General features: G+C 61.7%; 17 protein-coding genes. 5 read left to right on the top strand and 12 right to left on the bottom strand.

What is annotated here, in order from left to right:
* Positions 1-2 precede the first annotated feature (2 nt).
* The 7 genes from KXD96_RS14465 to KXD96_RS14435 all read right to left on the bottom strand — a co-directional run bounded on the left by KXD96_RS14465 (position 3) and on the right by KXD96_RS14435 (position 6,253).
* A complete protein-coding gene (locus KXD96_RS14465; RefSeq protein ID WP_260736504.1) occupies positions 3-1,004 on the bottom strand; it encodes a glycosyltransferase in 1,002 nt (333 codons plus the stop codon).
* Positions 1,005-1,132: 128 nt separating this feature from the next.
* Positions 1,133-1,912 (bottom strand): FkbM family methyltransferase, encoded by a 780-nt coding sequence (locus tag KXD96_RS14460; protein WP_260736501.1) that lies wholly within the window; start codon positions 1,910-1,912, stop codon positions 1,133-1,135.
* A 79-nt stretch (positions 1,913-1,991) separates the two neighbouring features.
* Positions 1,992-2,630: a 6-hydroxymethylpterin diphosphokinase MptE-like protein gene (locus KXD96_RS14455; protein ID WP_260736500.1), complete on the bottom strand. Its 639-nt coding sequence runs from the start codon at positions 2,628-2,630 to the stop codon at positions 1,992-1,994.
* A 345-nt stretch (positions 2,631-2,975) separates the two neighbouring features.
* Positions 2,976-3,698: an SDR family NAD(P)-dependent oxidoreductase gene (locus KXD96_RS14450; protein WP_260736498.1), complete on the bottom strand. Its 723-nt coding sequence runs from the start codon at positions 3,696-3,698 to the stop codon at positions 2,976-2,978.
* Positions 3,695-4,627: a phosphoglycerate dehydrogenase gene (locus KXD96_RS14445; protein ID WP_260736496.1), complete on the bottom strand. Its 933-nt coding sequence runs from the start codon at positions 4,625-4,627 to the stop codon at positions 3,695-3,697. Before KXD96_RS14445 ends, KXD96_RS14450 begins: the two co-directional genes overlap by 4 nt.
* Complete coding sequence (locus KXD96_RS14440) at positions 4,624-5,298, bottom strand: acylneuraminate cytidylyltransferase family protein (protein WP_260736494.1); 675 nt, start codon at positions 5,296-5,298, stop codon at positions 4,624-4,626. The genes KXD96_RS14445 and KXD96_RS14440 overlap by 4 nt, the downstream gene beginning before the upstream one ends.
* 25 nt (positions 5,299-5,323) lie before the next feature.
* Positions 5,324-6,253 carry a glycosyltransferase gene (locus tag KXD96_RS14435; RefSeq protein ID WP_260736492.1) on the bottom strand — a complete coding sequence of 310 codons (930 nt, stop codon included), beginning with the start codon at positions 6,251-6,253 and terminating at the stop codon, positions 5,324-5,326.
* A 696-nt stretch (positions 6,254-6,949) separates the two neighbouring features.
* Here KXD96_RS14435 and istA point away from each other — a divergent pair.
* Together istA and istB are read left to right on the top strand one after the other, a co-directional pair.
* A complete protein-coding gene (gene istA / locus KXD96_RS14430; protein WP_260736489.1) occupies positions 6,950-8,191 on the top strand; it encodes an IS21 family transposase in 1,242 nt (413 codons plus the stop codon).
* The gene (gene istB / locus KXD96_RS14425; RefSeq protein ID WP_260736486.1) at positions 8,191-8,994 is read left to right on the top strand and encodes an IS21-like element helper ATPase IstB; all 804 of its coding nucleotides are present in this window, start codon (positions 8,191-8,193) and stop codon (positions 8,992-8,994) included. Before istA ends, istB begins: the two co-directional genes overlap by 1 nt.
* Positions 8,995-9,412: 418 nt before the next feature.
* On the opposite strand, the gene KXD96_RS14420 is transcribed toward istB, so the two are convergent.
* A complete protein-coding gene (locus tag KXD96_RS14420) occupies positions 9,413-10,189 on the bottom strand; it encodes an SMP-30/gluconolactonase/LRE family protein (RefSeq protein ID WP_260736484.1) in 777 nt (258 codons plus the stop codon).
* A gap of 149 nt (positions 10,190-10,338) precedes the next feature.
* Complete coding sequence (locus KXD96_RS14415; protein ID WP_260736481.1) at positions 10,339-11,100, bottom strand: FkbM family methyltransferase; 762 nt, start codon at positions 11,098-11,100, stop codon at positions 10,339-10,341.
* Between the two features lie 252 nt (positions 11,101-11,352).
* Here KXD96_RS14415 and KXD96_RS14410 point away from each other — a divergent pair, with 252 nt between their 5' ends.
* A complete protein-coding gene (locus KXD96_RS14410) occupies positions 11,353-12,414 on the top strand; it encodes a class I SAM-dependent methyltransferase (RefSeq protein WP_260736480.1) in 1,062 nt (353 codons plus the stop codon).
* A gap of 68 nt (positions 12,415-12,482) precedes the next feature.
* On the opposite strand, the gene KXD96_RS14405 is transcribed toward KXD96_RS14410, so the two are convergent.
* Together KXD96_RS14405 and KXD96_RS14400 are read right to left on the bottom strand one after the other, a co-directional pair.
* On the bottom strand, positions 12,483-13,286 hold the full coding sequence (locus KXD96_RS14405) for a glycosyltransferase family 2 protein (protein WP_260736478.1): 804 nt from the start codon (positions 13,284-13,286) through the stop codon (positions 12,483-12,485).
* 182 nt (positions 13,287-13,468) lie between these two features.
* Positions 13,469-14,482 carry a glycosyltransferase gene (locus KXD96_RS14400; RefSeq protein ID WP_260736477.1) on the bottom strand — a complete coding sequence of 338 codons (1,014 nt, stop codon included), beginning with the start codon at positions 14,480-14,482 and terminating at the stop codon, positions 13,469-13,471.
* Between the two features lie 376 nt (positions 14,483-14,858).
* Between KXD96_RS14400 and KXD96_RS14395 the strand changes: the two genes are divergently transcribed.
* Both KXD96_RS14395 and KXD96_RS14390 read left to right on the top strand, forming a co-directional pair.
* Positions 14,859-16,112, top strand: coding sequence for a glycosyltransferase (locus tag KXD96_RS14395; RefSeq protein ID WP_260736475.1), 1,254 nt, complete (start codon positions 14,859-14,861; stop codon positions 16,110-16,112).
* A 60-nt stretch (positions 16,113-16,172) separates the two neighbouring features.
* Positions 16,173-17,465 (top strand): glycosyltransferase, encoded by a 1,293-nt coding sequence (locus KXD96_RS14390; protein ID WP_260736473.1) that lies wholly within the window; start codon positions 16,173-16,175, stop codon positions 17,463-17,465.
* 18 nt (positions 17,466-17,483) lie between these two features.
* Here the strand turns inward: KXD96_RS14390 and KXD96_RS14385 are convergent, their stop codons facing one another.
* The gene (locus KXD96_RS14385; protein ID WP_260736471.1) at positions 17,484-18,290 is read right to left on the bottom strand and encodes a TylF/MycF family methyltransferase; all 807 of its coding nucleotides are present in this window, start codon (positions 18,288-18,290) and stop codon (positions 17,484-17,486) included.
* Positions 18,291-18,474 lie beyond the last annotated feature (184 nt).

Genomic DNA, 18,474 nt, shown 5'->3' with positions numbered 1-18,474 from the left:
CGTCAGTCCGTAGGGCCGTCGAAGACGTCACCCGGGTCGCGCACAATGACGTATACCGGCTTGCCCATAGCCATCGTGGCCGAAACGGCAATGTACTCCGCGATGATCCCTAACCCGAACAGGACGGCTCCGCCGAGGACAAGCACGGCGACGAACACCGATGTCCAGCCTTGCACGGTGATGCCCCCGACCGCTTTCTGGATCGCGCTGTAGATCGCCACGACGAATCCGAGAAGGGAAAACAGGATGCCCATCATCGACACGAAGCGCAGCGGCCGGGTGCCCGAGGAGATGACGAGCCGCCAAAAATGCGAAACCAGGCGCTGAAACGTGTAGGCGCTAGCCGGTCGTCCTTCTTGGCGCATCAACACCGGAAACGTCGAGGGGTTAGCGACCACCCACGACAGAGCAACGTCCAAAAACACCTCGGCGCCGGCGTAGGCCGCAACGCTTCGTCCGGCCTCACCGAGGATCAGTCGATAACTGTTGAAGGCTCTTACGCCTTCGGACGACACCAAAACATGCAGGAAAAGCCACTTCGTTAGCCACGACGCCGCGTTGCGAAAGACACCGTGAGGTGGTCGGTTCCTCGGCGAGGCATAGACGAGTTGTGTGCGGTCCCGGTACGCCGTATCGAGAAAGTCGCCGATATATGCCGGATCGTGCTGTCCGTCCTCGTCCATCGTGACTATCCAGTCCCCGCCTGACGACGTCATGCCCGCGAGGGTCGCGGCATGCTGGCCGAAGTTGCGCGACAGCCACACCGGTCGGACCCATTCCTCGCTTGCAGCAAGCTCACGCACGACCTCTTCGCTACCGCGAATGCCCCGATCCCACACAAGGAGCACCTCATCGACGTGGAACCGACGACCGTCCGCGCTTTCCTGGATCGAACGGAGTTGCCCCAACTCCTTCACCACGGCGGGCAAGGTCGCGGCACCGTTGTAGACCGGAATCACAACGCTGACGGAGTCCACGCGAGCCATATGACGGTCGCCAGTCACGGGTTGCCTCCCGAACGAACGGGTCCAGTGGGGTAACTGTAACGATGGATAACCGACTAACTCACGTCAATCGCGATTTTTGGTGACGACAGCCGCTCCGCACAGGCGCTGTGCCGCCCGATGCCTTTTCACGCCCCGGCGCGATCAGCCCAGCGCCGGATGCGCATGCGCCTGACGGCGGACTGGCCCGCCCGCTCTACCGATTCGAGCAAGGGTGGGTCCACCGCGATCAAGTTGCCCCAACTTTCACTGTCAACGTCGGTCGGATAACGCGCGAAACGTCGCCACGTGTGCCGAGTGCCGTACCGGACGATCGGCTCCCACTCCGAAACCACGATCGAGTACCCGCGCTGCTCGAGGAACCGAGCGATGTCGTGCACATCGTGACCTAACCGCTTGGTCTTGTTGTCCTCGAATTCACACACCACGGCCTTGGGATGAAGATGTTCCCAGGGGAAGGTCCGCAAGACGAACAGGTCGAAACCTTCGGTGTCGATCTTCAAGAAGTCGACGTGTTCCACGCCGTGCTCGCGAATGTAGGTGTCAAGCCGCACGGTGCGAACTATCGTGGTCGGCGCGTGACTGGCGTGGAAGGGCGACAAGGTGCTGATGCCCGTTGAAACGTCGCTCGTGAAGAGCTGAACCTCGTCACCGTCCCGCTCAGATATTGCGCGAGGATCGATGACCAGGCCGGGAAAGCGGTTGGACATGATGGCCCGATTGGCCGGGTCGGGCTCGAACGCGTGTACCTTCCACCTCCGCGCCAAAAATGGCGCCGCAGAATAGCCTTGATGCGCACCGACATCGAGCATCGTCCCGGGCGTCCGCCCGATGACGTGAAATACTATTCCCACTTCGTCGAGGTCCCACGGCGGCAACACCCGACGCGCCAGCCATCGCAAAACCATCTCGTCACCCGCCTGAGAACACTATTGATGTCATCAAGCCGAATCCTTCCCTAGCTTTGTCGCCCTCGCGGCGCGGTTGTCAACGGGCGAGCGCCTCCTCAAGTGACAGTTTGGGAAACACCGTCAGTGCACCGCCGACAGTGGCATCGACGATGCGCCGGCCATCGTCCTCAAACGCTTTGCGCGCCAGTCGATATGCTATCTCGGAGTTCTCCAGATCGGGCAGTTGCCACTTGAAGCCTTTTGGGAAATAGCGCGGGTCGAAGTGGCTCGTGTCCGGCCCAGTCGACTCGACCAGTTGGTTCGGGGTCCCACTGACGGCGAAGCGGTGGTCGACGCCGACAAGGACGACCTCGGAGAATCCCATGTAGTACGCCAACTGCATCGCCACGTATGTGACCGTATAGCCTTCCCAGACCCCTCGGCCGGCGTCACGCGAGAAGTAGGGCCACAGCCCAACGATGGTGTTGAGGTACGCGGTATTCGCTGCGCCGTCAAGGAACGCACGGTTCTGCGCAGTCGTGAAGAGGGGCGCATTGATCTTCCGGAAATCATCAGCACATTGCTCAACCACGTGCCGGTTGATGACGACATGGAACGTGGTCTCGAATCCAAGGTCGTCGAACATCAGATAGATGCGATTCAGGCCGAAGGTGTATTCGTCCCGCAACAGGCCCAGGTCAGTGTCACGAAGGCTGGGGCCGTTGCCGATGATCACACAACGCTCGCCCGGATGCATGCTTTTGAATTGGCGGATATACCCGCGATTAGCCCGGCCAGCGGGGGTCAGAGTGTCGTCTAGCCACGTTCGAGCGCCTGCGATAGATCGAGTCAAAATACGGGCCGTGTGCTCACGAAAGGCATTCACTGCGGTGCAATTCGAGTCGGGAGAGCCTGAGTGCTTGTCGACAATCTGCTGTCTTGCACTTCACTCACAGCGGATGTTCCCCTAATCCCGGCTACGTCGCTCCACGGACGAACCTGTCGCCTTAGCCCCGTCAAGTGTGCCACACGTTATTGCCGCAGACGGCCGAGTCGCAAGCTCATGATCAGAGCTAACGCCTCATTCCGATCCCAGGCGAGCCGTCGCTCCACCGTCGACGACCAGAACGGTTCCGGTGATGAACCGGGCGTCCTCCCCGATCAGGAACGACACCGCTCCAGCGACGTCACTCGGCTCCCCGATGCGGCGAAGAGCGGTGCGCTGGCGCAGGAGTTCCTTGCGTTCCTCGGCCGTCTCCCCCCAGCGCGCGAACCCCTCACGAAGCTTCGCGGTGTCGATCGCTCCCGGAGCGATCGCGTTGACGCGGATGGTCGGTCCGAGATCCATTGCTGCGGAGCGCACCCAGCCCTCCAACGCCGCCTTCGTCGTGGCGTACGCCGTGATGCCCCCAGTCGTCGCGCGACCGTGAACGCTGCTTATAACCACGACCGACCCACCATTAGCCGCGAGGCTCTCGCGTGTGCCCGACATCAGCGCGTCGACGGCAAGTACGTTGACCCGCAAGGCGTTTGTCCATTCGCCGAAGGGCGTTTCCCCCGCGCCCGCGATGGGCTGCACCGCGCCGTTGTGTATGACGGCTTTCAAGTCGTATTTTCTGGCGAGCTCGTGCCCGAGGTCCATAAGCTGCTCGGACTCGCTCAGGTCGACCTGAAGGTAGGTATCGGCCGCCGGAGCAACGTTTCGGTCGATCCCGATCGCGATGTACCCGTCTTTGCGCATGCGTTCACACAGCGCCGCACCGATGCCACCGGCGGCCCCCGTCACTATGACAGCGCCGGTCATCGCGCAAGCTCCTCGATGAGGAAATCCACAGCCGCGCTGCTTGCCCGCACCACGCCCTCCCGGGTGTTGGATCCATTGTGCGCGCCCAGCACAACGTTTGGCAGCCGCCGGAGCTCGCTGTCCAGCGGCAGCGGCTCAACCTCGAATACATCGAGGCCGGCTCCCGCAAGCCGCCCGTTTTTGAGGGCGTCGATCAGATCCCTCTCCGATACGACGGGGCCTCGCGCAACGTTCACCAGGTACGCGTCCGGGCGGACCAAGACCAGGCGTTGGGCGTCGATCAGATGGAAGGTCTGCGGTGTCAGCGGGCAAGCGAGAATGATGAAGCGGCTTGTCGCCAAGAGCTTGTCAAGGTCGACGATCGATACACCCGTTGGTGCGCTGTCGACGAAAGGATCATAAGCAATGACATCCATGTCGAAACCGCGTCCGCGCTTCGCGATTTCACGCCCGATCGCGCCGAAACCCACGACTCCGAGCCGCGAGCCCGCAAGCGTTAGACCCTCCAGCTTGGGCCACTCGCCGCGGCGAACGGCGGCGTCCACCTCGATGTAGCCTCGTACGAGGTTCAAGATATAGCCGAATGCCGAGTCGGCGACTTCGTGGCCGAAAACTCCCGGGGTGTTGCGAACGGTTACCCCGTGCTCTCGAGCGGCTTCATGATCGACAGAGTCCATGCCGATCCCCCAGCGGATCACCGTCTTGAGCCTGGTGGCGCGGTTGAAGAATTCGCGGTCAAGCTGGTCGTCGCCGGCGATGATGCCCACCAGGCGGTCCCTGTATTCGAGCAGCTCCGCAGCGGTGAACTGTTGCCGCCCATCGAGTTCCGGTGCGACTACCTCGTAACCAAGTTTCTCGATCCGCTCGCGATGTCGCGGGAGTTCAACCTGCATCTGCCGGCAGGTCACCAGGATAAGCGGGGAGGTCACGTTCTGATCTCACTGCGCTCAGCGATTGCGGCTGCCAAAGAGAAGTCCTCTTCGGTGTCGATGTCCACGGCCTCCAGCGGCGCCATTTCAACCATGAACGGGTGGGCTCCGATGCGAGTACCGCGCTCGCGCAACAATTCCGGAGTGAATATGAAGAAGCAGGAGTTCTCGATGAACAACGGGGCAAGATCCTGCGTGCGCAGCAGCACGGACGGATCGTGATTGACTGGCCGGGTTTCAGCGTCCCAGAGACGGGCTTGCAGGCGTGTCACGCTGAAAACGGAGTCGAACTCACGGTCTGGCATTGCGAACATTTTCAGCGCCGCAGACACGGTGTCGGCCTTGAGGAATGGATTAGTCGAGTGTGTCTGCAGCACGATATCGGCGTCTACTTGGTCCAGCGTATTGAGCAACACATCGTTCATGGCGATACTGCCGTCTCGTAAATGCTCTGGCCGGACAAGCACCCGCACTTGGGGGAAGCTCTCGGCGCAGTCGTTGATGATGAACTCGCTGTCGGTGTCGATCACGATGAGGTCGATTTCGGGCACTGAGGTCAATGTGCGGACGACGTGATGGTACAGCGGAATTCCGGCGAGTGGGCGATAGTTCTTTCCCGGAACACGCTCACTGTCGTGGCGCATCGGGACAACGGCGACGGTGTGAGTCATTATCTCTGTAATAGTTGGTTACCCATTAGTCTTCGGAATAGACGATCTTTCGGCCCGGTGCGGGCGGAAGTTCGTCGCTTTGCGATTCGGCCGGGTAGTAGAAGCGCTCCAGCAGCCGCGCGGACACATGGTCCGGCTCGCGGAACCCCTGCCACGCCCCGATAAATTGGGCAAACCGAAATTGCGGGATGCTCAGCGCATTGCTGCGCAACAGGTCCGCTTTGATCGCATCCCGATAGTCACTCGCGATGTTCGACAGCGCAAGCCCCACGGCCCTCGGCAGGGACATCGATGACCCCTTGACGATGCGGGCATACGCCATCGCCTCCCGCCGGTACCGATTGCGGATGGTGCTCCAAGTCTCCTCGTGCACATGTACGACCGGCGCATCCGCGACATAGGCAATTTTGTAGCCCCTGTCGAGTGCCTTCTTGGCGAAGTCTAGGTCCTCAAGGCCGGTAAGAGTCTCGTCATAGGGCGTCTGGTGCCATACCGACTTCAGAACGGCGGCATTGGCATTGTTGCTGAACGGATGCCCCTGGTCCCATATGTTCTGGTTGGGAAACCACTTCAGCATCACTCGCGATTCGGAAAACTTGGTGCGCTCGTCCCCGACTTGGCGCCCATACGCTATGGCCACACCGTCACGGTCGAAGGCGCTGACGATGTGCTCGACGTGGGTGTTGTAGACCGGATAGACGTGCGCCGAGGCGAACAGCAGAATGTCGCCGCTTGCCGCGGCGCAGCCTCGATTGAGCGCCCGCCCAAATGAGAACTCGCGCTTGGCAATGTGCACAATTTTGCAGCCGGCAGCTTCGGCTATGGCGACAGTGTCGTCAGTGGAACCTGAATCGACCAGGATGATCTCGTCAAGTTGAAAGGTTTGCTGTTCGAGCCCCTTAAGCAACCGGCCGATGTGCTTGCCTTCGTTGTGGGCCCGGATGACCGCCGACACGCGACGCCGCCTTGTGTTCTCACTCATCGCTCGTAAGCCTCACACCAGAATGATCGAAATGTCTCGACTGCGGCGGGTCGGACACCTCATACTCCCTCTCCGTTACTTGCTCCCCCTTGGCAAGCGCCTAGCTCGCGGCACCCTCGGCATACGTCAGGTCTGCCGAGGGCGGAGCGTCAGTGGCAAGCATGCGCACCAGCTCATTGTTACTGGCATCGTGGCGTAACGATACCCGCGGATTGCCGAGTCCGAGGGCGTTGCGCCCGCAAAGCTCCACATCCACCGCCGATCGACCCCGCTAGCGCTGCTGGAGGAGTACTGGTGGGCGGCAGACGTGCGACCTAGTGGATCCCAGATCGGCCGCACCGGCGGAAGATGCGGCAAGGCATGTCGAGCAAGGTTCATGCGAGGGCCCGGTTGTGCGCCTAAAGTCAGCTGCTGAACCAAATATTGTCGGACGAGCAATTGAGCGCCAAGATTAAGTGACGCACTCCCTCGCCGGCTCGAATGTGGGTATAGTGGCCGCTGGAAGTTTCTGAGTGCACAACGCTAAGAAAATAGCGTAATTTGCAGCCACATCAAAATGGAATTAGCATTTGTCCGCGGCACGTGAATTGTGACCCCGGCGCGGCAACTGAAAATTGACCCCCTGGTCCGGTGGCCTGGCTCTAGTCGAGCCAGGAGGACCAGAAGGGAATGTTGTCTGTGGAAGATTGGGCTGAGATCCGCCGCTTGCGCCGGGCCGAGGGCCTGCCGATCAAGGTGATCGCGCGGGCGTTGAAGATCTCGAAGAACACCGTGAAGTCGGCGCTGGCTGATGATGAACCGCCGAAGTACGAACGGCCGCCACGCGGTTCGATCGTCGACGAAGTCGAACCACGCATCCGTGAACTGCTTCAGGTCTATCCGACGATGCCGGCCACGGTGATCGCCGAGCGGATCGGCTGGCAGCGTTCCATCCGGGTGCTCTCGTCGCGGGTGGCCGAGCTGCGGCCGGTCTATCTGCCGCCGGACCCGGCCTCACGCACGGCCTACGTGGCCGGGGAGATCGCCCAGTGTGATCTGTGGTTTCCCGACGTCGAGATTCCGGTCGGGTTCGGTCAAACCCGCACCGCGACCCGGCTGCCGGTGTTGACCATGATCAGCGCCTACTCCCGCTGGCTGCTGGCCATGCTGCTCCCGTCGCGGCGGGCCGAGGATCTGTTCGCCGGCTGGTGGGAACTGATCAGCCGGCTCGGCGCGGTGCCGCGAGCACTGGTTTGGGACGGTGAAGGCGCGATCGGACGCTGGCGGGGTGGGCGGGTCGAACTGACCAAGGAATGCCAGGCATTCCGCGGGGTGCTGGCCACCAAGGTCATCGTCTGCCGGCCCGCCGACCCGGAAGCCAAAGGGCTTATCGAACGCTCCCATGACTATCTGGAGCGCTCCTTTCTGCCGGGCCGGGCGTTCGCCTCACCGGCGGATTTCAACACCCAGATGACTGACTGGCTGACCGTGGCCAACACCCGCACCCGTCGCGCCCTGGGCTGCGCCCCGACGGATCGGATTACCGCGGATCGGGCCGCGATGCTCGCGCTGCCGCCTGTGGCGCCGACGGTCGGCTGGTGCTCGTCGCTGCGGCTGCCCCGGGATCACTACATCCGTCTGGACAGCAACGACTACTCGGTGCACCCGAGCGCGGTCGGTCGCCGGGTCCTGGTCCGGGCGGACTTGGATCGGGTGCAAGCGTTCTGCGACGGGCAGACCGTCGCCGAGCACGACCGGATCTGGTCCACCCATCAGACGATCTCCGATCCGGTGCACGTGGAGGTGGGGAAGGTGTTGCGGCGCAGACGCATCCAGATCCCACCACCCCCGCTCGCCTCTGAGGTGCCGGTGCGAGACCTGTCGTCCTACGACACCGCGTTCGGGGTGGATCTTGACGGCGGGGCCGCCTGATGGCCACCACCAAAACCACCACTGCCGGGCGGGACGTGACCACCGAGTTGGCGTATCTGACCCGTGCACTCAAGGCACCCACCCTGCGGGACTCGATTGCCCGGTTGGCCGAACGGGCCCGGGCCGAGAACTGGACCCACGAGGAATATTTGGCGGCGTGCCTGCAACGTGAAGTCTCTGCTCGCGAATCCCACGGCGGCGAGGGACGTATCCGAGCGGCACGCTTCCCGGCACGAAAGTCTCTGGAGGAGTTCGACTTCGACCATGCTCGCGGACTCAAACGCGACACCATCGCGCATCTGGGCACGCTGGACTTCGTCACCGCCCGCGACAACGTCGTGTTCCTCGGCCCACCGGGCACCGGCAAGACCCACCTGGCCATTGGGCTGGCGATACGGGCCTGTCAGGCCGGCCACCGCGTCCTGTTCGCCACCGCCGCCGAATGGGTCGCCCGACTCGCCGAAGCGCATCACGCCGGACGCATCCACGCCGAACTGACCCGCCTCGGGCGCTACCCGCTCATCGTGATCGATGAAGTCGGCTACATCCCGTTTGAACCCGAGGCGGCCAACCTGTTCTTCCAACTGGTCTCGGCCCGCTACGAGCGCGCCAGCCTGATCGTCACCTCCAACAAAGCCTTCGGCCGCTGGGGCGAGGTGTTCGGCGACGACGTCGTGGCCGCCGCCATGATCGACCGCCTCGTCCACCACGCCGAAGTCATCACCCTCAAAGGAGACAGCTACCGACTCAAAGACCGCGACCTCGGCCGCACACCTACCGCAGCGGCCACCACTGAGGAATAATCACCAACCACCCCGGCAGGGGGTCAATTTTCACCTGCCGCCAGGGGGTCAATTTTCAGCCGCCGCCGACAGCATTTTCTATCAATTTGATGACGCGTACCTTCGACACGGACTAACGCGCATGATAGGGAGCCGTTGGTTGCGGATTCAAGCAATATTCGCATCCAGCAATTTTAATAAGCCAAAGGCTTCCCCTGCCAATTCAACGAAATAAATCCTGAGTAATCAATCAGCTAGCCGCGCGATCGAAAAAGCCGACCATCCTGAAGTAATTCTCCCCGCACAATTAGTGGATAGCCTGAATGAAGAGGGTTGCCGCCGCCGTGGGTAACGGGAGCTCGCCGACCGACAGACCGCCAGGGCGCTGTTTTCGATCTGGACGATCTAACGCAGCCGAGGGCACGGATCTACTTCACCGTCACCCGCCAAACTCTGGGGCGACTGCCCCTCGTGATCCGGTACGCACTGCGAATATTGCGCCGGCAGAAGGCTCACGAGCGTGGGCCAGTCCCTGACGCGAGGTGGTGATGTACAGCAAATCGCGTCCGTCGCCGCCGAACGTACACGAACTGACCTGGGTGATGCCGGGCACACTAATGCTCTCGACGAGGCGACCCCTCGCGTCGTAATGGTTGATGCCCCCGGCGCCCCACAGCGCGACCCACAGCCCGTCGTCTTCGTCAATCGCCATCCCGTCGGGATATCCGGGTGTGTCGTCGATGTAGGTATGGATGCGGCGCCCCGACCACCCTCCCGTCTCGGGATCAACGTCGAATACATCCACACGCCGGGTCGGAGTGTCAACGTAGTACACACGGCTGCCGTCCGCCGACCATTGGACGCCGTTCGAAATCGATACAGACGAGACCAATTCGACGACCTGATGGTCGGGCGCCACGCGATAGACGGCTCCCCTACCAGGTCGCTCGTCGTAGGCCATGGTGCCTATCACGAAGCCGCCCAGAGGATCGCAGCCCCCGTCGTTGGTCCGCAAATTCGGATCATCGATGACATCCGCGATTTTCTCGAATGTCGACAGCTGATCGTCTGCACTGAGGAGCCCATGCTCGGTAGCGATCGCAAATCCACCGGATGCCCGGCGCCTCACCACGGTGGCTGCCCGACTCGGTACCTTGCAGCGGGACACTTCGCCGGAAGAATCGACCGCGACGATCTCAGCCGCCAGAACGTCCATGCACAAAATGCGACCCGTCTCCGCATCCCAGTACGGTCCCTCTCCGTGGTGGGCGACCGGTACGGTCACGCGTTCAGCTTCAAGCACCACAGGTGATTAGGTCCTTAAGTGCATACGCCGAAACTCCATGGCCCCGTGGGCGCTGACTTCTAGAGTCGGTACGCCATGCGTATAGCATCCGCGACCGCACCGGTGGCGCCACGACGCATGAACACGCAGTCGTTCTGCGAGTCGAACGAACCATGCGGGGGATACTCCTTAACCAGGCTGAACCCCATGCCATCGACCATCGCCTCGACCTCGGGCCGTAGTGCGATCCCTTCGTACAGAGGCAGCCGGAACAGTTCGAGATGCAGGGCCAGGCAGTCACCGTCGGCGAGGTAGTTGGCCGCCCCTTCCAGGATCTGTCGCTCCGCACCCTGCGCGTCGATCTTGAGAAGATGGTAGGGCTCGACGCGGTCAGCTAGTACGGCATCGAGCGTTGTGCACTGGATTTCCTCGATGTGGTCCAAACGCGATCGCTCGAACCATGTTTCGGCGAGATAGGAGGGGCCAATAGTGCGCAGGATGTCGAAGTTGTCGCGCACGTAATCAACATTCTGCCGAAATAGCGACGAGCCGTGACCATCCTGGCCGGCGTACACATAAAACGGCAGCGTGGCCGATTCACTCCAAAGGGCCGTGTCGATGGTGACCACGCGCGGCGTCTCGCCGCGAGGATCGCGCGGTTCAAACTTGAGGACGTGGCTGACAAGGTCGGACCGCTGATGCCAGGGACCCGGCAGTGATCCCACCGAGCCGACGTCGATCAGTCCCACGACGCCCCGACCGCCGCGGTTGATGACCCCATACCCTTGCACCCTATCGATCGCGCGACGCGCGAGACGGTTCGCGGCCTCTAGTGTCCCCATGCGCTTCTCCCCATGTCTTCTCCTACATCAAGCTGCTAGCTTTGGCGGCAAGTCACGGCCAAAGTGTTGCACGCGGAACGACTCCCCCGCAGGCGATGGGCGCCCCATCTCCGTGGCTTGGTGCACCGGCTAGCCAGAAACGCACCGCTTCAGGCAGCACGCCGGATCTGCGGCCGCCGGGAACCGGCTGCGTTTGCAGCGCGGATGATGATTGTCGCCCTTGATGTTAGAGTCGCCGCATGAGCCGGGGAGATGCTAAAAACTATCGCTATTCTGGAATTCCGTTTTCGTCGGCAAACTGTAGCGATTTGCCCGTGGACACCGTCGACGTCTGCTGAAGCACCGAGAACCGTGCAAAAGTTCACGAAATTGTGTCTTTCGCTGATCGACTTCGCGTTACTTCCGATCACCGCGACGGCGTCTTTAGCGTTGCGAGTGATTCGTTCCACCGGATTTGGGCGAATGCCATTGGCGTTGCGTGTTTTCAGACGAATAGGAATTTTTCCGATCCTCGACCATTACTATGAGCCGTTATTTAACCCAGTCCATCTGAGAAAGCCGTTATCCGAGGATCGCGAACTACCGAGCATCGATTGGAATGTCACTGAACAGCTGGATCTGCTGAGAAGGTTTCGGTTCAACGACGAACTGGTCAGATTTCCGCTCGACCGCCAGGCCGACCATGAGTTTTTTTACCGGAACGGTTTCTTCGAATCTGGGGATGCGGAATTCTTATACAACATGATCCGACTGTTTAAGCCGAAGCGGATTTTCGAAATCGGCAGCGGTCAATCAACACTATTGGCAGCGAGCGCGGTAGAAGCCAACCGTGTTGAAGATTCTGGCTACAAGTGCGAACACGTATGCATCGAGCCGTACGAAGCCGATTGGCTTGACAGGTTCAATGTGAGCGTCGTCCGCAAGCCGGTGGAACTGATCGACACGTCGTTATTTCGGCAACTAGAGAAGGACGACATCCTCTTTATTGATTCGTCTCACATGATCCGGCCGCAAGGCGATGTGCTGTTCGAGTACTTTGAGATTCTGCCCATCCTCAAATCCGGTGTATTGATCCATATTCATGACATCTTTACTCCAAAGGACTACCTGGAGGAATGGGTACAATCTGTTTGCTTCTGGAATGAGCAGTATCTGCTGGAAGCTTTTCTTAGTTACAATTCTGAATTCAAGGTCATTGGCGCGCTGAACTTTTTGAGACATCACTACACGGATGAGTTGACCGAGACCTGCCCTGTTCTTCGGCAACAATTGGAGTTCCGTGAGCCCGGCTCGTTCTGGCTGAGACGAGTCTAGCCGTCCCGCGCCACCGGAATAGAGGCGTCGCTTAGGAAATAACAGTGATACTCGCCGCCTCGGATCAGTCAAGTAGCGAGATTACCGCGTCGGTTTTTCGACATGTGTATGAACGCGTATTCCATGAGGCGAAGGTAGTACTCCCATGATCGCAGGTAAGCCCGCGACACTCGCCGTCCTCCCAGCGGGTAGCGGCGATGTAAGTCCCACATGCGGCGCAGGTCGCGAAAGACCACACTTGGGTGCCTGTTAGTACCGACACCGGTGGTGTCAAAGTCGCACAACACGCGTCGGATGGTGATTGGTTCCCGCAACAGCGCGGCACGCAAAATGAATTCTTGGTCTGCGGCGACCCCGAAGTCGAGGTCATAGCCTCCCAACTTGCTCACGAGCGATGACCCGAAGAACGACGCTTGGTGCGGAACCACCTGCCAACCGGCGAGAAACTTACGAATACTGAAGGGGATCGGGCCGCGCACACGCCCGAGACCGATGAGGTTGTCCATGCCATAGCCCCATACTTCGCGTGCCGGCCCATGGCCCGAGATCGCCTCCACAGCCTGAGCCACCGCGTCGGGATCCGAAAATCGATCGCCGGAGTGCATGAACCACAGCAGGTCGCCTGACGCGCGGGCAATGCCCTGATTCATCGCGTCGTACCTGCCCCCGTCGGGCTCGGATTGCCAATACGCAAATCCTGGATCACACGCGGCCAGGTACTGTACCACGTCGTCACCCGACCCACCATCGATCACGACGTGCTCGATACGTCCGGGGTAGCGCTGCGCTCGCACACTTTCCACCGTGCGTTTCAGCCCGTCGAGGTCGTGGAAAGAGATCGTTATCACCGAGACGGTCGGAGCCGCTGTCACCTACTTCCCCCTTGCGCTTCTGGGACCGCAACGATCACCTCAATCAACTTAGGCCAATAGCAAACCCTCTGAGGTCGTATCCGAAGACGCACACCATCAATCGGCCGACTCCGCCGAACGCCGTCACGGCGCAGCGAGGGAACGTTCCGGGCCACAGTCCTGCGCGGAATTCTTTATCGCTTTCATCTGGCGTTTGAGACCAGCGCCGGCCAGATGTCGACCAGACCTCTCCGACTCGGCGCGACGGCGGCAAGTCGACGCCGCAAAGTCGTGAGCCGCCGCGTGGGCGTCGCCCAGCGGTGCTGCAGCGCCAGCATTGCTATCCGCGGGTGGCGCGCGATGGTGTTCTGGAAGGCGCCGCCACCCTCAGAGCCAGGAACCTTCGCGATCTGATGCAAAATCCAATCGGCCATTACGGCAATGAGTTCCTGACGCAGTGGGTCGCCCGGGAACAGGTCGATCATGGCGTCGAAGGTCGCTGCATGGCCGGGGCCTTGCGTCAGCCAGAACTTCGGGGGGTCGACAACTTGGTTATGCCACATACCTTGAGAATGGCGTCGGTAGACGGCCATTGTCTCTGGCAACATAGCGATTTCGCCGTGGACCGCGTGTCGGACGTGTAGGTACCAATCCAGGGGCATGACATCGGCGGGTATGCCATCGTAGCGCTCAAGTCGGCGGTAGACGACGGAGTTTGTCTGAATGAAGTTCATCAAGATCAGCGCATCGACGCTCAAGTTGCCACGCAAGTACACCGGGGGGAACTTCGTGTCTTTGGCAGAACCGTCATCCCACATCACCCGGACTGGATGGAAACACACCGCCGTGTTCGGGTGCTGATCCATGAATGTGACTTGTTTGCTGAGCTTCAGCGGATCGGTCCAGAAGTCGTCCCCCTCGCACAGCGCGATGTAGTCGCCACGCGCCAGTGATAGAGCGCCCACTAGGTTCGCGTTGAGGCCGAGATTCTCGGATCTGAAAATCGGCCGGAACAACTGCGGGTAGCGCTCGGCGTACTCGCGGATGATCGCCGGGGTGCCATCAGTCGACGCATCGTCGGCGACGATAACTTCCACAAGGAAGTCGGTCTGCTGGGCGATGAAGCTGTCGAAAGCCTGGCGGACGTAGGCCTCTTGGTTGTGGGTCGTCGACACGATGCTCACCTTGGGTGAGTTCGCGGTCGTCCCTTCGGTCACTACGAATTTCCTTCCTTCATGGCGGCAGTCCCCGCGCCTTCCTCAGGGTCATGTCGTCGTGCATCGGCAGTGAGGTGCCGCGGGAAACAGAGATCTCCCTGACGCACAGCTCGGCAGACTGTGTGAACTCGGGTTCGCCACGAAGTATGGCAGTAGGTGGTGTACTGGGTTGGAGTAGCCAACGCCTTATCATTACGCGCCGGCTGGGAAAGCATCCGCATCTGCAGGTTTCACGGCGCGCCTGCAAATGACAATGCCGTGAAGGGCCTGCCAACCGTATATCAAATCCAAGGCCGAACGCCCATCACACAGTCGAACATTCAGAGATAATGGCCTCCATTGCCGACGTGCGACGATCGAAAGGCAGTGTTTCCTTGTGAAAATTGCCATGGCAAGCTCAGGAAGCCGCGGCGATGTCGAGCCCTGCACCGCCGTCGGCGCCGAGCTGCAACGCCGCGGACACGACGTCAGCATGGCCGTCCCACCAAATCTGATCGGCCTGGTCGAGGCGGCCGGGCTTGACGCGGTCCCCTACGGGCCAAATCAGGAGGACGGGTACTGGGACACGGATTTCCTTCGCCATTGGTGGCGGGTTCCGGAAGTGGCCCGGTTGTGGCGCGAAGCCCAGGAGCTCCTCGCCCAGGCGTGGGCGGAGATGAGTACCACGCTGGTGGAGATAGCCAACGGCGCGGATTTGGTGTTCAGCGGGCCGGGCTTCCCCGCGATACCGGCCAACGTCGCGGAGTACTACGACATCCCGTTGGCCACCATGCACTACTTCCCGATGCCGCCCAACGGCCAGACGGTTCCCAGCCTGCCGTCGCCGGCGGTCCGCTCCACCATGGTGGCTCTGGACTGGGTGCAGTGGCGGGTGACGAAGAAGGCCGAGGACGCACAGCGTCGGAAACTTGGGCTGCCCAAGGCAACCGCTCCCGCACCGCGCCGGATCACCGCACGCGGATCGCTGGAAATCCAGGCCTACGACCAGGCGTGCTTTCCCGGGCTGGCTGCCGAATGGGCGAAATGGGGTGGGCAGCGGCCCTTTGTCGGCACGCTCACGATGGAGTTGACCACCGATGACGACGCCGAGATCGCGTCGTGGATTGCCGCGGGAACGCCGCCCATTTGCTTCGGCTTTGGCAGCACGGTGGTCAACTCCCCCGCCGACACGGTCGCCCTGATCGGTGCGGCCTGCGCGGAGTTAGGCGAGCGGGCCTTGGTCTGCTCGGGCTGGAGCGATTTCAGCGACGTGCCGGCGGCCGACCACGTCAAGGTGGTCGGCCCGGTGAATTACGCCGCGGTCTTCCCGGCCTGTCGTGCGGTAGTGCACCACGGTGGCGCGGGCACCACGGCGGCAGGCCTGCGCGCCGGGTTGCCCACGTTGAGCCTGTGGAGCAAGGGAGATCAGCGGATCTGGGCGGCTCAGATCAAACGCCTGAAGGTCGGCACTGCCCGGCCCTTCTCAGCAACCACCCGCGAATCGCTGATCGCAGACCTGCGCCAGATCCTCTCCGCCGAATACGTCGCCCGCGCCCGCGATCTCGCCACCCGGATGACCAAGCCCGCCGACAGCGCCGCCAAGGCCGCCGATCTGGTGGAAAATCTCGCCCACGCGGGGCGAGTCGGCTGATCGCGTGACCGACACCCCTGACGCCGCGGGCACACGGCAACTGCAAGGCTAGGACCCGTGATGAAGTTTGCCCTGGCATGCTACGGAACGCGCGGCGACATAGAGCCTTCCGCCGCCGTCGGCCGCGAACTGCTGCGCAGAGGGCACGAGGTCCGCATGGCGGTCCCACCCGAGCTCGTCGGGTTCGTCGAATCGGTTGGGCTTGCGGCCGTCCCCTACGGGCCGGAACTGCAGGAGTTCCTGGACGAGGAATTCCTGCGCAACATGTGGACGGAATTCCTCCGCAACGTCTGGAAGGTCCGCGACCCGATCCGGCTGATGCTCAGAGTGTGGGAGCCCATTATCCGGCATTGGGGCGAAGTCAGCACAACGCTGATATCGCTGGCCGAGGGCGCCGACCTGCTGTCTACCGGCTTGAATTTCGAGCAGCCCGCCGCCAACGTCGCGGAGTACTACGACATTCCGTTGGCCACGATGCATCACTTCCCGATGCGGGCCAACGGCCAGCTCGTGCCGAGCGTGCCGGCCCCGGTGATGCGCTCCACGATGACGGCCGTGGAGTGGCTGTTTTGGCGCGCGACAAAAAAGGTGGACAACGCGCAGCGCCACGACCTGGGCCTGCCGAAGGCCACACGGCGCTCGCAACGACGGATCACCGAACGCGAAGCACTGGAAATCCAAGGCTACGACGCGGTTTGCTTCCCTGGGCTGGCGACCGAGTGGGCGAAATGGGGCGACCGCCGTCCCTTCGTGGGGGCTCTGACGATGGAGTTGCCTACCGACGCAGATGACGAGGTCGCGTCGTGGATTGCCGCGGGAAAACCGCCGATTTGCTTTGGGTCAGGCAGCATAGCGCTCGAATCTCCCACTGCTACAGTAGAAATGATCGCTGCAGCCTGCGCGCAGTTAGGCGAACGAGCGTTGATCTGTTTCGGTGGAACCGACTTCAGCGACGTGCCCCGCTTCGATCATGTCAAGGTAGTGGGCGCGGTCAACTACGCGTCGATCTTTCCCGCGTGCCGGGCGGTCGTTCATCACGGCGGCTCCGGCACCACGGCCGCGAGCCTGCGCGCCGGCATCCCCACGTTGATCCTCTGGAGCTCGGCCGACCAGCCGTACTGGGGAAATCAAGTCAAACGTCTCAAAGTAGGTGCCGCCCGACGCTTTTCGGCCACCACCGAGAAATCGCTTGTGGCGGACCTGCGTCGCATCCTCACGCCGGAATATGCCAACCGGGCCCGCGAGCTCGCCACCCGAATGAGCAAACCCGCGGAAAGCGTGGCCGCCGCCGCCGATCTCTTGGAAGAAGCCACGCGCAGACAGCCGTCGCCTAGGGCCGAGCGGCCAAGGTGAGGCAGGTCCAGGCGGCTCTCATTCCTTGCGCCAAAGCACCCCTGTGCCGTCTATCTCAACGATCTCCGTGGTGATGCCATGTTGTTCGCGGTAATCCGCGACAGCCTGCCGGCACGCCTCGATGGCGTGGTAGTCGTCAATGATACAAAAGCCCCCCGAAGACAGCCGGGGGTAGAGCGCGTCGAGCCCTTGAATGGTGGATTCGTAGAGATCACCGTCAAGCCGCAACACGGCAATGCGCTCGATCGGAGCATCCTGCAGCGTGTCCTTGAACCAGCCCGGAACAAAGCGAACCTGATCATCGAGCAACCCGTACCGCTCGAAATTCGCCCGGACCTCCGCCTCCGGGACCCCCAGTATCCTGGCGTGCCGGTGGAGCTTGATCCCCCTGTCAGCCTTGTACTTTTCGGCGTCCGGGGGCGGCACACCCGCGAACGAATCACATAGCCACACGCATCGCGTCTCATCCCCATAGGCCGCCAAGACGGCGCGCATCAAAATTGAGGCCCCGCCGCGCCACACGCCACACTCGACCAGATCCCCCGGAACGTTCTCCTTGAGAACGGTCTCAACGCAACGCTGCAAACTGGTCAGCCGCTGCATGCCGATCATCGTCAAGGCATCCGCCGGCCAATCCAGCCCGAAGTCCCGCGCGTGCTGATTGAACGGCCGCTTACGCACCAGCAGGTAATTGCGGGTACTGAACAGCGGCCGACCCAGCCGCTTCAACCCCGCCGGCACCAACTCGTCGCTGCCATACCGAGTGAGATCGCGTCGGAGCAGGTCAAGGTATGCGAGCCGCGTGTCCCGATCGGTCACAGTCAAGACTGCCCCTTTCTCCCCAAACACCAATATTGACCACGAGCCTAGACGCCCGTCGCCGCCGTCAGTGCGTTTCGCGGTTTTCCGCTCGCCGAGCTGGACGGGCTGATTTCGTGCCCCGGCCGACAGACCTATCAGCTGATCTCCAACAGCTGCAACCCCCCCGCCAGCAACCAACGCATGTCTT

The organism is Mycobacterium sp. SMC-2 (genome assembly GCF_025263485.1).
Lineage (GTDB): Bacteria > Actinomycetota > Actinomycetes > Mycobacteriales > Mycobacteriaceae > Mycobacterium.
This window is presented reverse-complemented; position numbering and strand designations above follow the sequence as displayed.